The sequence below is a fragment of the Coriobacteriia bacterium genome (assembly GCA_031292615.1).
Taxonomy (GTDB): Bacteria; Actinomycetota; Coriobacteriia; order Anaerosomatales; family JAAXUF01; genus JARLGT01.
Genome location: JARLGT010000038.1, coordinates 50,015 through 60,957 on the forward strand (window position 1 = coordinate 50,015; position 10,943 = coordinate 60,957).

The following is a 10,943-nucleotide window of genomic DNA, read 5'->3' on the forward strand; positions in this document are numbered from 1 at the left end:
GTCGGGCGGTTGGGAGACATGAAGAGGGCCTCCCCGAAAGGAGGCCCTCATATCGTACAGCTGGTGCCGTTCACAAGCTTGACCTAGTCGACGAGCTCCATGATGACCATGGGGGCCGAGTCGCCCTTACGGGGGCCGAGCTTCAAGATGCGCGTGTAGCCGCCGGGGCGACCCTCGTAGCGCTCCTTGTCGTTGAAGATCTTGGCGACCAGATCCTTGTCACCGAGTGCAGCGATTGCCAGACGACGGGAGTGCACGTCGCCCTTCTTCGCCCACGTGATGATCTTGTCGACGAGGCCACGAACTTCCTTGGCCCGCGTCTCGGTCGTCTTCATGCGCTCGCTCTTGAACAGCGCAAGCGCGAGGCTCTTGAGCATGGCCTTGGTGTGGCTCGCATCGGTGCCGAGCTTGCGGCCCTTAACCTTGTGTCGCATATGAGCTCTCCTACTGCTTCAGGCCCAAGCCCATTTGCTGGAGCTTGTCCTTGACTTCTTCGATCGACTTGGCGCCGAAGTTCCGGATGTTGAGCAGGTCGTTCTCCGAGCACTCGTTGAGCTGCCCGATGGTGTTGACACCCTGACGCTTCAGGCAGTTGTACGAGCGGACCGAGAGGTCGAGCTCCTCGATCGGAGTGTCCAGCACGCTCTCGCCCTCGTCGACGGCGGCGGCAAAGATGCCCTCGCCCTCGATCGGCGTACCGGCCTGCTCGACGAAGAGCATCATGTGCTCGTCGATGATGCGGCCTGCACGAGCGACGGCATCGCCCGGATCGACCGAGCCGTTCGTCTCAACCTCGATGGTCAGCTTGTCGTAGTCGGTACGCTGGCCGACGCGGGTGTTCTCAACCACGTAGGTGCAGCGCGAGACCGGGCTGAACAACGAGTCGACGGTGATGACGCCGATCGGATCTTCCGGACGCTTGTTGCGGTCGGCCGAGACGTAACCGCGACCCACGCCGATACGAACGCCCATCTCGAGCTTCGCACCCTTGTTCAGGTTGGCGATGACGTGCTCCGGATTGACCAGTTCGAACTCCGACGGGACCTTCAGGTCCGCGCCGGTCACAACTGCTGGGCCCGTGACGGACAGCGTCGCAACCGCGTCGCCGGCACCAATGCCGGTCTCGCGGAAGACGAGCCCCTTCACGTTGAGCACCACGTCGGTGACGTCCTCGCGGACGCCCTCGATCGAAGCGAACTCATGCTGCTGGCCCTCGATACGAATCGAGGTCGCAGCAGCACCCTGGAGCGACGACAGCAGCACGCGACGCATGCAGTTGCCGAGGGTGTACCCGAAGCCACGCTCGAGCGGCTCGACGACGTAGCGAGCTACGCGATCGTCGATACGGTCGACGGTAACCTGGGGCCTCATGAACTCTGTCATCAAATAGCCTCCTTGGCTTCCCGCTACTTCGAGTAAAGCTCGACGATCAGCTGCTCGCGAACCGGTGCGTCTATCTGCTCACGCGTCGGCAGCGACAGTACCTTGCCCTGCAGCTTCTCGATATCGACCTCGAGCCAGCCCGGAACCTCAATCTTCTCCGAAGAGATGAGCGCCGTCTTGATGACCAGCAGGTCCTTGGACTTCGTGCGAACCGCTACGACCTCGCCGGGACGAACTCGGTACGAAGGAATGTCGACGCGGTGGTCGTTCACGGTGATGTGACCGTGACGCACGACCTGGCGAGCCTCGTCACGAGACTTCGCGAAGCCGAGACGGTAGACAACGTTGTCCAGTCGGCTCTCGAGGATACGCAGCAGGTTCTCACCGGTGATGCCTTTCTGGGCAGATGCGATGGTGTAGTAGCCGCGGAACTGCTTCTCGAGCAGACCGTACATACGCTTTGCGCGCTGCTTCTCGCGAAGCTGAACGCGATACTCCGAGTCACGCGGGCGTTTCTTGCCAGCCTGACCAGGGGGATACGGGCGCTTCTCTACTCCACACTTGTCGGAGTAGCAGCGATCGCCCTTCAAGAACAGTTTGATGCCTTCACGGCGGCACAGACGACAGTCCGCCCCGGTGTATCGAGCCATAAGCTAGGTTCCTCCCGAGTTACACGCGACGACGCTTGCGCGGACGGCAGCCGTTGTGCGGGACGGGAGTGCAATCCTGAATGCTCGAGATCTCCAGGCCGGCGGCCTGAAGCGAACGAATTGCGGTCTCGCGACCCGAACCAGGGCCCTTCACGAACACTGCCACCTTGCGAAGCCCGTGCTCCTGCGCCATCTTGGCAGCCGCCTCAGCAGCCATCTGCGCCGCGAACGGCGTCGACTTGCGCGAGCCCTTAAAGCCCACAGTGCCGGCAGACTGCCAGGAGATCACGTTGCCCGAGGGGTCCGTGATACTGACGATGGTGTTGTTGAATGTACTCTTGATGTGGGCCTGACCGACTGCGATGTTCTTGCGCTCTGAGCGCTTCAGTCGAGTCCGGACCACTTTCTTCTTGGCTGCCATTGCTACTTGCCCTTCTTCTTCGCACCGATTTGGCGACGCGGACCCTTACGGGTACGCGCATTCGTGTGCGTGCGCTGACCGCGGACCGGAAGGCCCTTGCGGTGGCGAAGGCCGCGATAGCAGCCGATCTCCATGAGGCGCTTGATGTTCTGCGAGACCTCGCGGCGGAGGTCGCCCTCGACCTTGAGGTTGCGATCGATGAACTCACGCAGACGGACAACCTCTTCTTCCGTGAGGTCGCGGACGCGAGTCGCCGGGTTGATACCGGTCTCGCGAACGATAGTCTGGCTGGTCGTAAGACCAATGCCGAAGATGTAGGTCAGGCCGATCTCGACGCGCTTCTCGCGCGGAAGGTCGACACCTGCGATTCGGGCCAACGGTTGACTCCCTCCTGCTAGCCCTGGCGCTGCTTATGACGGGGATTCTCGCAAATGACGAGAACGCGCCCGTGGCGCCGGATGACCTTGCACTTGTCACACATTCTCTTGACCGAAGGACGTACCTTCATCGTTCTTTCCTTTCGGTGCTGATCTTCAGATCTATCTGAACGCCCAGCCGCAGGCGCCGTTTTTCCCATTCAAAAGCCCGGTAACACGCCGCCGGGAGTGTCCACTAGCTGAAGGACAACGTTCGTTCCTACTTGTAGCGGTAGGTGATCCTGCCTCGGGTGAGGTCGTACGGAGAAAGCTCAACGACCACCTTGTCACCCGGAAGGATTCGGATGTAGTGCATGCGCATCTTACCCGAGATATGCGCGAGCACCTTGTGCCCATTCTCAAGCTCCACGCGAAACATCGCGTTGGGAAGGGGCTCTACTACCGTTCCTTCGAGCTCAATGGCATCGTCGCGCTTCGTCACGAAAGGCTGCTCCTCACAAGGGCTGAACCCGCAAGCGGATATCTTATCTTAGTTGTCATGTTGCCGTCTATACCAAACTGTCAGGCCGTCGCACTATTCCACCGTCAGGAGGATCGGACCGTCAGCCGTGATCGCCACGGTGTGCTCGAAGTGCGCCGAGAGCCGACCGTCGCGCGTGACCACCGTCCAGCCATCCGGAAGTGCATCGACGCTCGCGCTTCCGGCGTTGACCATCGGCTCGATCGCGAGCACCATCCCCACCTCGAGGCGTGGGCCCTTGCCGGCGACGCCGTAGTTGGGGACGTTGGGGTCCTCGTGCATGTTGCGCCCGATCCCGTGGCCGACGTACTCGCGAACCACCGAGAACCCCGCACCTTCGGCCACTCCCTGAACTGCGGCGCCGATATCGAACAGGTGGTTACCTGAGCGCGCTTGCTCGATTCCAGCATCAAGGGACGCTTTGGTAGCCGCCAGCAGCCGAGTCGCCTCGTCGCTGATCACTCCGACCGGGAACGTGCGGGCGTTGTCGCCGTAGTAGCCGTCGACAATCGCGCCCACATCGACGGAGATGATGTCGCCTGAGCGCAGCTTGATCATCTCGGACGGGATGCCGTGAACGACCTGGCAGTTGATGGAGGTGCAAAGCGTCTTGGGGAAGCCATGGTAGCCCTTGAATGCGGGAACGCCGCCGTCGGCGCGAATGGCCGACTCGGCGATCTCGTCGAGTTCGAAGGTCGTGACGCCTGCGGCGACGGCCTCCCCCACCAAACGAAGAGCCCGGGCGCTTACGCGCCCGGCCTCTCGCATGATCTCTATCTCGGCTTGCGACTTGCGCACGATCACGTGACGCCTAGCCCTCCAGAGCGGCCTGGACCTCGGCGAAAACGGCGTCGACCGGTCGGTCGCCGTCGATCTCGTGCAGAAGGCCCTTGGCTCGGTAGTAGTCAATCAATGGCGCGGTCGAACGCTCGTAGACGTCGAGGCGGTTGCGAACCGTCGCTTCGTTGTCGTCGTCGCGCTGGTAGAGCTCGCCACCGCACTTTGGACATGCGGCACCAGAGGACGCACTGGTGATTGCACCGCACGCGCGGCAGACCCGCCGCGACGTGAGCCGAGCAACGATCACCTCGGGATCGACCGTGATCGCGATGGCCGACTCGATCGCCTTGCCCAACGATTCGAGCTCGGCATCAAGGGCCTCGGCCTGAGCTGTCGTGCGCGGAAAGCCGTCGAGGATGAAGCCCTTCTCGGCATCCGGCTCGGCGAGTCGGGTCTTGACCAGACCGATGACCACTTCGTCGGGAACCAGATCTCCGGCGTCCATATAGCGCTTGGCCTCAAGGCCCAGCTCCGTGCCGGCCGCAACCGATGCGCGCAGGATGTCGCCGGTCGAGATCTGTGGGATCCCGTACGCGTCGATCATCTTTTGCGCCTGCGTGCCTTTTCCGGCACCCGGCGCTCCGAGCAAGACGACGTTCATCTCGTGCCCCTCCTTGTGGTCAGTTCGCCGTGCAACCTACTTGAAGAAGCCCTCGTAGTGGCGCATCTTCAGCTGGCTTTCGAGCTGGGTCATCGTCTCGAGGGCGACGCCGACCATGATCAGGATCGACGCACCGCCGAACTGCTGAACCAGCTGATTGTTCGTGGCGTAGAACATCATGTTCGGGATGACCGCGATGACGCCCAGGAAGATTGCGCCCGGAAGCGTGATGCGGTTCAGCACGTTCTCAATGTAGCGCGTGGTTGCGCTGCCCGGACGAACCCCTGGGATGAACCCGCCGTTCTTGCGCAGGTTGTCGGAGAGGTCGATGGGGTTGAACACGAGGGCCGTGTAGAAGTACGTGAAGAACATGATGAGTGCGAAGTCGAGCACCCAGTAGATGGGGCCCTTTGCCATCGCGTTGGCCGTCTGCTGGAGCCAGCCCACGGAGGGGAGCATCAGCGCGATCTGCGACGGGAAGAACAGGATCGCCGAGGCGAAGATGATCGGCACGACGTTGGCGCCGTTGATCTTCAGCGGGATGTACGTGCCCGAGCCACCGTAGACCCGGCGACCGACGACCCGCTTGGCGTACTGTACCGGGATGCGACGCTGTGCGCGCTCCATGGTGACGATCGCCGCGATGATGAACAGAGTCATGATCAGCAGCAGGCCGGTGAAGACACCGTTGCCGAAGGTGACCGACTGCGCAATGGCGAGCGGAAAACGGGAGACGATGCTCGCGAAGATGAGCAGCGACATGCCGTTGCCGATACCGTGCTGCGTGATGAGCTCGCCCATCCACATGATGAATGCCGTGCCCGCAATCAGCGTGATGACGATAACGATCTGCGTCACCCACAGCGGCATGGTCGCGTTGCCGGACATGGCTGCTCGAAACGTCGCGAGAAGTCCGATGGACTCGAGAAGCGCGATACCCAGCGTCATGTAGCGTGTGATCTGCGTGATCTTGCGCTGGCCGGACTCGCCTTCCTTGGCCCAAGCTTCGACCTTCGGGATGACGCCCTGCAGCAGCTGCATGATGATCGACGACGTGATGTAGGGCATGATGCCCAGCGAGAACACGGCGAGCTTCTCGAGCGCTCCGCCCGAGAACAGGCCGAGAAGTCCGAGGGCCGCGCTGCTGTTGATAACCGCAAGCACCCTCGCCGGATCGATGCCCGGAACTGGGATGAAGGCGCCGAGACGGTACAGCGCAATCATCGCCAGAGTGAAGATGATCTTGCGGCGAAGCTCCGGTACGCGGAAAGCGTTGGAGATCGCGGTTAGCACGGTGCCTCGACCGTCCCTCCCGCAGCCTCGATCTTCTGCTTCGCCGGGCCGGAGACCTTGTCGACGCGAATCGTGAGCTTCTTGGTGATCTCGCCATCGCCCAGAACCTTTACCGGCTCCGTGACGGACTTGGTGACGCCCTTGGCTACGAGCGACTCGCCATCGACGACGTCGCCGTCGGCGTAGAGCATCTCGAGGCGGGAGACGTTGACGACCGCAAACTCAACGCGGTTGCGATTCTTGAAGCCGGGGAGCTTGGGGAGACGCATGGCAAGCGGCGTCTGGCCACCCTCGAAGCCGGGACCCTTGGTGCCGCCAGCACGCGAGCCCTGGCCCTTGTCGCCGCGACCGGCGGTGGAACCGTGGCCGCTGCCGTTACCGCGGCCAACGCGCTTGCGCTTCTTGCGCGAGCCCGGGGCCGGGAAGAGGTCGTTGATCTGCATCTTTGAAGTACTCCCTTTCGTTTCGCTGTCACGAAGCACCTTGTCGCCTCGTGCTGCCGGCCGCTCGCCGCCGACTGACTTCCATAGACTGGCATCGTATCAGACGCCCTGAGGCCCGGCGTGAGCCGGGCCTCCAGTACTGCTCAATTCAGAAGGTCCTTAGAGCTCCTCGACCTTGACGAGGTGCTTGACCTTGAACACCATTCCGCGGATCACTGCGGAGTCAGCTTGCTCGACCGAGTGGCCGATGCGCTTGAGACCGAGTGCCTTGACGGTGCGCTTCTGATCTTGAGGAGTGCCGATGTAACTCTTGATCTGAGTGATCTTAAGCGTCTTGACAGCTTCTTTCTTTGCCATCGACTACTCCTCCCACCCGTAGATCCGGCCAACCGACATGCCGCGGCGACGCGCCACGTCCTGCGGGCTGGACAGCGAACGCAGGCCCTCGGCGGCGGCCTTGACCATGTTCAGCGCGTTGTCACTACCGAGCGACTTGCTGAGCACGTCGTGAACGCCAGCGAGCTCCATCAGCGCGCGCACCGGGCCGCCGGCGATGATACCCGTACCAGGAGCGGCCGGCTTGATCATCACGCGACCGGCGCCGAACACGCCAATGACCTCGTGTGGGAGCGTGTTCTCTTTGGTCAGTGCGACCTTGAACATGTTCTTCTTGGCGTCCTCGATGCCCTTCTTGATGGCGATCGGGACTTCCTGCGACTTGCCCATACCAACGCCCACATTGCCGGCGCCATCGCCGACGACCACTAGTGCGGTGAGCGCGAAACGACGGCCGCCCTTGACGACCTTCGAAACGCGGTTGATATAGACGACCTTCTCCTGCAGTTCGGAGACTGGGGCTTCTCTGCGCGCCATGTACTGATCCTCCCCTAAAACTCGAGGCCGGCGCTGCGCGCACCGTCCGCCAGGGCCTTCACGCGGCCATGATAGATACGGCCGCCACGATCGAAGACGACCTCCTTGATGCCAGCCGCGACAGCGCGGCGACCGACGGCCTCACCGACGGCCTTGGCGGGCTCGATGTTGGCGCCGTTCTTCAGGTCCGCGTTGACATCGGCGTCGACGCTCGACGCCGAGACGAGCGTGGTGCCCGCAACGTCGTCAATGACCTGGGCGTAAATGTGCCCGTTCGTGCGAGTGATCCGCAGACGCGGGCGGGCGGCCGTGCCGCTCACCTTCGCGCGAACCCTGCGCTGCCGGCGCTCGAGCTTCGCCTGCTTCGCCTTCAGCTTATCCATTGCTCACTGCTCTCCTCGATCTGACCGGCCGACTAGGCCGGACCGTCAGCGTGTTACTTCGCGGCCTTACCGAGCTTACGGCGCACGTGCTCACCCTCGTAGCGAACACCCTTGCCCTTATACGGCTCGGGCTTGCGCCACTTGCGGATGTCCGCGGCGACCTGACCGACGCGCTGCTTGTCGATGCCGCGCACGGTGATCTTGGTTGGCGCCGGAACCTCGAAGGTGATGCCAGGCTCGGCGATCACGACGACCGGGTGGCTGAAACCGAGCTGAAGCTCGATGTCGCTGCCCTTCATCGCCGCACGATAACCAACGCCAACGATCTCGAGGTTCTTGTGGAAGCCCTCGGACACGCCAGTCACCATGTTGGAGACGAGCGTGCGCGTCAGGCCATGAAGCGAACGTGCAGTGCGAGACTCGTCGGGACGCGTGACGAGAAGCACTCCATCCTCAAGCGTAATCGTGAGGATGTCAGTAAACGTCTGGGACAACTCACCCTTGGGTCCTTTGACCGTGAGGGTGGAGCCGTCGATCTTGACCTCGACCCCGGACGGGACGGGGATGGGCTGCTTGCCGATACGAGACACGGCGTTGCTCCTTTCTCAGTCCGGTCCGACTACCAGATGTACGCGATGACTTCGCCGCCGACGCCCTCTTTGCGGGCGACGCGGTCAGTCATCACGCCATGTGATGTGGAAATGACGGCGATACCCAGGCCACCAAGAACGCGCGGGAGCTCGTCCTTCTTTGCGTACACACGCAGGCCTGGCTTGCTGATGCGGCGGATGCCGGAGATGGTGCGCTCCTTCTTCGGGCCGTACTTAAGGGTGACCTCAAGCTGGTCCTGCGGCTCAGCGCTAACTACGGTGTACTCAGCGATGTAGCCCTCCTGCTTCAGGATGCGCGCAATCTCGACGAGTTTCTTCGAGGACGGCATCGTTGTCGCCGCCTTGTACGCCGAGTTCGCATTACGAATGCGAGTCAGCATATCGGCGATGGGGTCGGTCATGCTCATGTGATTCCTCCTATGGTCCGGGATGATCCGGTCCGTGGTTCGCGCAGGCCCGTGGCCGGCACGCCTATCGGGTCGGGTCTCCTCAGTTCGTCCGGCCTACCAGCTGGCCTTGTGGACGCCCGGGAGCTCGCCTCGGCTCGCAAGTTCGCGCACGCAGATTCGGCAAAGGCCGAACTGACGGTAGAACGCGCGGGGCCTGCCGCAACGGGTGCAGCGGTTGTGCTGCCGCGTCGAGAACTTCGGCTCGCGCTTGGCCTTGGCGATCATCGACTTCTTAGCCACTTCTTCCTCCTTGTCACGGCGACCTTGGGGTCACCGGTGGACAACTCTATCGCTTGAACGGGAACCCGAAAGCGTCGAGCAGTGCCTTCGCGTTTTCGTTGGTCTTTCCAGTCGTGACAAACGTGATGTCCATACCGCGGACACGGTCGACCTTGTCGTAGTCGACCTCGGCAAAGATGAGCTGCTCGGTGACGCCCATCGAGTAGTTGCCGCGGCCGTCAAAGGAGTTCGGGTTCAGACCGCGGAAGTCGCGAACGCGCGGGATGGCGGTCGCGAGCAGACGGTCCAGGAACTCCCACATGCGGTCGCCGCGAAGAGTGACCTTCGCACCGATCGGCATGCCCTGACGGATCTTGAAGCCAGCGATCGACTTCTTGGCCCGCGTGATCGTCGGCGCCTGGCCGGTGATCAGACGCAGGTCCTCGACCGCCGCGTCGAGCTGCTTGGTGTCCTGCACAGCCGCGCCAACACCCATGTTGACGACGATCTTGGTCAGGCGCGGTACCTCGTTGACGTTGCCGAGGGCGAGCTGCTCCTTGAGAGCAGGTACGACCTGGCTGTTGTACTTCTCTTTGAGCCTCGGTGCCATGTTCGTGTTCCTCCAGATGGGGTTCTCAGCGCAGGATTTCCGACCCTACGCCTCCTCGCTCGCGGGGGAGCGGGGAGCCTTATCTAATCGATATCGTTGCCGCACTTCTTGCAGACGCGGACGCGATTGCCGTCTTCACGCTTGCGGCCGATGCGGGTGGCCTGAGAGCACTTCGGGCAAACGATCGCCACGTTCGAGACATGCATGGGCGCCTCGATCTCGAGGATGCCGCCCTTGGGGTTCTTCTGGGTCGGGCGCGTGGCCTTCTTCATCATGTTGACGCGCTCGAGTACGACGCGCTCATTGTGAGGGTAGACCGCGAGGACTTTGGCTTCCTTGCCCTTGTCCTTGCCAGCCAGTACGCGGACCTTGTCGCCCGTGCGGATGCTCAGCTTGGTCATCTTTCCATCCTCCTTAGAGCACCTCAGGCGCGAGCGAGACGATCTTCATGTACTTGCGGTCGCGCAGTTCACGAGCGACCGGGCCGAAGATACGCGTGCCACGCGGATTGCCCTGCGCGTCGATGATGACGGCAGCGTTGTCGTCGAACTTGATGTAGGAGCCGTCAGCGCGACGGACCTCCTTCTTGCATCGGACGACGACCGCCTTGACGACCTCGCCCTTCTTGATCGCCCCGTTAGGGATCGCTTCTTTCACCGTGACGACGATTACGTCGCCCACTCGCGCATAACGCCGCTTCGAGCCGCCGAGTACCTTGATGCACAGCACTTTGCGTGCACCAGAGTTGTCGGCGACCTTCAACCGGGACTCTGCCTGGATCATCTCTTCCTCCGAATAACTACTGCCGTGTCAGAGGTGCATCGTTTGCTCGTGATGCACGTGCGCACAGCGCGTGTGAGCAGCTCGGCGCGTAAGCAGCGGCAAAGCCGTCTGCTTGACGCGTCGCTTACTTGGCCTTCTCGATGATGTCGATCAGACGCCAGCGCTTCAGCTTGGACAGCGGACGCGTCTCCATAATCGTGACGGTGTCACCGACACCGGCGGTGTTGTTCTCGTCGTGCGCGTGGAACTTCTTCGACTGCGTGATCATCTTGCCGTACAGCGCATGCTTCTTGCGCTCCTCGACCTTGACCACAGCGGTCTTGTCGCCAGCAGTCGATACGACGACTCCCTGGCGGATCTTGCGGCTATTACGCTCGGTGGTACTCATGCCTACTCCTCACCTGTCCTAAGACGCAGCCGCGTCGCGCTGGGCGCGGAGCTCTCGGGCGCGCAGCTCGGTGTGCAGGCGCGCAATGTCCTTCTTCAC

General features: G+C 62.3%; 20 protein-coding genes and 1 pseudogene. All 21 read right to left on the reverse strand.

Annotated elements, in window-relative coordinates; genetic code table 11:
• Positions 1 to 89: 89 nt before the first annotated feature.
• The 21 genes and pseudogenes from rplQ to rpsQ all read right to left on the reverse strand — a co-directional run bounded on the left by rplQ (position 90) and on the right by rpsQ (position 10,844).
• Positions 90 to 434, reverse strand: a pseudogene (gene rplQ, locus P4L93_03695) (50S ribosomal protein L17).
• A gap of 10 nt (positions 435 to 444) precedes the next feature.
• The gene (locus P4L93_03700) at positions 445 to 1,383 is read right to left on the reverse strand and encodes a DNA-directed RNA polymerase subunit alpha (protein MDR3686048.1); all 939 of its coding nucleotides are present in this window, start codon (positions 1,381 to 1,383) and stop codon (positions 445 to 447) included.
• 23 nt (positions 1,384 to 1,406) lie between these two features.
• Entirely contained in the window at positions 1,407 to 2,033 is a 627-nt protein-coding gene (gene rpsD / locus P4L93_03705) for a 30S ribosomal protein S4 (GenBank protein ID MDR3686049.1), read from the reverse strand.
• A gap of 19 nt (positions 2,034 to 2,052) precedes the next feature.
• Positions 2,053 to 2,454, reverse strand: a complete 402-nt coding sequence (gene rpsK / locus P4L93_03710) for a 30S ribosomal protein S11 (GenBank protein MDR3686050.1) — start codon at positions 2,452 to 2,454, stop codon at positions 2,053 to 2,055.
• A 2-nt stretch (positions 2,455 to 2,456) separates the two neighbouring features.
• Entirely contained in the window at positions 2,457 to 2,831 is a 375-nt protein-coding gene (gene rpsM, locus P4L93_03715) for a 30S ribosomal protein S13 (protein ID MDR3686051.1), read from the reverse strand.
• A gap of 17 nt (positions 2,832 to 2,848) precedes the next feature.
• Positions 2,849 to 2,962, reverse strand: coding sequence for a 50S ribosomal protein L36 (gene rpmJ / locus P4L93_03720; GenBank protein ID MDR3686052.1), 114 nt, complete (start codon positions 2,960 to 2,962; stop codon positions 2,849 to 2,851).
• Between the two features lie 128 nt (positions 2,963 to 3,090).
• The gene (gene infA, locus P4L93_03725) at positions 3,091 to 3,312 is read right to left on the reverse strand and encodes a translation initiation factor IF-1 (GenBank protein MDR3686053.1); all 222 of its coding nucleotides are present in this window, start codon (positions 3,310 to 3,312) and stop codon (positions 3,091 to 3,093) included.
• A 93-nt stretch (positions 3,313 to 3,405) separates the two neighbouring features.
• The gene (gene map, locus P4L93_03730) at positions 3,406 to 4,155 is read right to left on the reverse strand and encodes a type I methionyl aminopeptidase (GenBank protein ID MDR3686054.1); all 750 of its coding nucleotides are present in this window, start codon (positions 4,153 to 4,155) and stop codon (positions 3,406 to 3,408) included.
• Positions 4,156 to 4,162: 7 nt separating this feature from the next.
• Complete coding sequence (locus P4L93_03735; GenBank protein MDR3686055.1) at positions 4,163 to 4,792, reverse strand: adenylate kinase; 630 nt, start codon at positions 4,790 to 4,792, stop codon at positions 4,163 to 4,165.
• 36 nt (positions 4,793 to 4,828) lie between these two features.
• Positions 4,829 to 6,085: a preprotein translocase subunit SecY gene (gene secY / locus P4L93_03740; GenBank protein MDR3686056.1), complete on the reverse strand. Its 1,257-nt coding sequence runs from the start codon at positions 6,083 to 6,085 to the stop codon at positions 4,829 to 4,831.
• Positions 6,079 to 6,528, reverse strand: a complete 450-nt coding sequence (gene rplO / locus P4L93_03745; protein MDR3686057.1) for a 50S ribosomal protein L15 — start codon at positions 6,526 to 6,528, stop codon at positions 6,079 to 6,081. The genes secY and rplO overlap by 7 nt, the downstream gene beginning before the upstream one ends.
• Positions 6,529 to 6,687: 159 nt before the next feature.
• Positions 6,688 to 6,885 (reverse strand): 50S ribosomal protein L30, encoded by a 198-nt coding sequence (rpmD, locus tag P4L93_03750; GenBank protein ID MDR3686058.1) that lies wholly within the window; start codon positions 6,883 to 6,885, stop codon positions 6,688 to 6,690.
• A 3-nt stretch (positions 6,886 to 6,888) separates the two neighbouring features.
• Positions 6,889 to 7,401 (reverse strand): 30S ribosomal protein S5, encoded by a 513-nt coding sequence (rpsE, locus tag P4L93_03755; GenBank protein MDR3686059.1) that lies wholly within the window; start codon positions 7,399 to 7,401, stop codon positions 6,889 to 6,891.
• A 14-nt stretch (positions 7,402 to 7,415) separates the two neighbouring features.
• The gene (gene rplR / locus P4L93_03760) at positions 7,416 to 7,784 is read right to left on the reverse strand and encodes a 50S ribosomal protein L18 (protein ID MDR3686060.1); all 369 of its coding nucleotides are present in this window, start codon (positions 7,782 to 7,784) and stop codon (positions 7,416 to 7,418) included.
• A 53-nt stretch (positions 7,785 to 7,837) separates the two neighbouring features.
• Entirely contained in the window at positions 7,838 to 8,374 is a 537-nt protein-coding gene (gene rplF, locus P4L93_03765; protein ID MDR3686061.1) for a 50S ribosomal protein L6, read from the reverse strand.
• Positions 8,375 to 8,403: 29 nt separating this feature from the next.
• Complete coding sequence (gene rpsH, locus P4L93_03770; protein MDR3686062.1) at positions 8,404 to 8,802, reverse strand: 30S ribosomal protein S8; 399 nt, start codon at positions 8,800 to 8,802, stop codon at positions 8,404 to 8,406.
• 96 nt (positions 8,803 to 8,898) lie between these two features.
• Complete coding sequence (locus P4L93_03775) at positions 8,899 to 9,084, reverse strand: type Z 30S ribosomal protein S14 (GenBank protein MDR3686063.1); 186 nt, start codon at positions 9,082 to 9,084, stop codon at positions 8,899 to 8,901.
• A gap of 46 nt (positions 9,085 to 9,130) precedes the next feature.
• Positions 9,131 to 9,673 carry a 50S ribosomal protein L5 gene (gene rplE / locus P4L93_03780; protein ID MDR3686064.1) on the reverse strand — a complete coding sequence of 181 codons (543 nt, stop codon included), beginning with the start codon at positions 9,671 to 9,673 and terminating at the stop codon, positions 9,131 to 9,133.
• Between the two features lie 83 nt (positions 9,674 to 9,756).
• Positions 9,757 to 10,074 carry a 50S ribosomal protein L24 gene (gene rplX / locus P4L93_03785; GenBank protein MDR3686065.1) on the reverse strand — a complete coding sequence of 106 codons (318 nt, stop codon included), beginning with the start codon at positions 10,072 to 10,074 and terminating at the stop codon, positions 9,757 to 9,759.
• Between the two features lie 13 nt (positions 10,075 to 10,087).
• Positions 10,088 to 10,456: a 50S ribosomal protein L14 gene (rplN, locus tag P4L93_03790; GenBank protein ID MDR3686066.1), complete on the reverse strand. Its 369-nt coding sequence runs from the start codon at positions 10,454 to 10,456 to the stop codon at positions 10,088 to 10,090.
• A gap of 124 nt (positions 10,457 to 10,580) precedes the next feature.
• Positions 10,581 to 10,844, reverse strand: coding sequence for a 30S ribosomal protein S17 (rpsQ, locus tag P4L93_03795; GenBank protein ID MDR3686067.1), 264 nt, complete (start codon positions 10,842 to 10,844; stop codon positions 10,581 to 10,583).
• Between the last annotated feature and the right edge of the window lie 99 nt (positions 10,845 to 10,943).

Excerpts from the sequence above, each read along its gene's own strand:
- P4L93_03700 (MDR3686048.1), bottom strand. The coding sequence starts at position 1,383 with ATGACAGAGTTCATGAGGCCCCAGGTTACCGTCGACCGTATCGACGAT.
- rpsD (MDR3686049.1), bottom strand. The coding sequence starts at position 2,033 with ATGGCTCGATACACCGGGGCGGACTGTCGTCTGTGCCGCCGTGAAGGC.
- rpsK (MDR3686050.1), bottom strand. The coding sequence starts at position 2,454 with ATGGCAGCCAAGAAGAAAGTGGTCCGGACTCGACTGAAGCGCTCAGAG.
- rpmJ (MDR3686052.1), bottom strand. The coding sequence starts at position 2,962 with ATGAAGGTACGTCCTTCGGTCAAGAGAATGTGTGACAAGTGCAAGGTC.
- P4L93_03735 (MDR3686055.1), bottom strand. The coding sequence starts at position 4,792 with ATGAACGTCGTCTTGCTCGGAGCGCCGGGTGCCGGAAAAGGCACGCAG.
- rplO (MDR3686057.1), bottom strand. The coding sequence starts at position 6,528 with ATGCAGATCAACGACCTCTTCCCGGCCCCGGGCTCGCGCAAGAAGCGC.
- rpmD (MDR3686058.1), bottom strand. The coding sequence starts at position 6,885 with ATGGCAAAGAAAGAAGCTGTCAAGACGCTTAAGATCACTCAGATCAAG.
- rpsE (MDR3686059.1), bottom strand. The coding sequence starts at position 7,401 with ATGGCGCGCAGAGAAGCCCCAGTCTCCGAACTGCAGGAGAAGGTCGTC.
- rplR (MDR3686060.1), bottom strand. The coding sequence starts at position 7,784 with ATGGATAAGCTGAAGGCGAAGCAGGCGAAGCTCGAGCGCCGGCAGCGC.
- rpsH (MDR3686062.1), bottom strand. The coding sequence starts at position 8,802 with ATGAGCATGACCGACCCCATCGCCGATATGCTGACTCGCATTCGTAAT.
- rplE (MDR3686064.1), bottom strand. The coding sequence starts at position 9,673 with ATGGCACCGAGGCTCAAAGAGAAGTACAACAGCCAGGTCGTACCTGCT.
- rplX (MDR3686065.1), bottom strand. The coding sequence starts at position 10,074 with ATGACCAAGCTGAGCATCCGCACGGGCGACAAGGTCCGCGTACTGGCT.
- rplN (MDR3686066.1), bottom strand. The coding sequence starts at position 10,456 with ATGATCCAGGCAGAGTCCCGGTTGAAGGTCGCCGACAACTCTGGTGCA.
- rpsQ (MDR3686067.1), bottom strand. The coding sequence starts at position 10,844 with ATGAGTACCACCGAGCGTAATAGCCGCAAGATCCGCCAGGGAGTCGTC.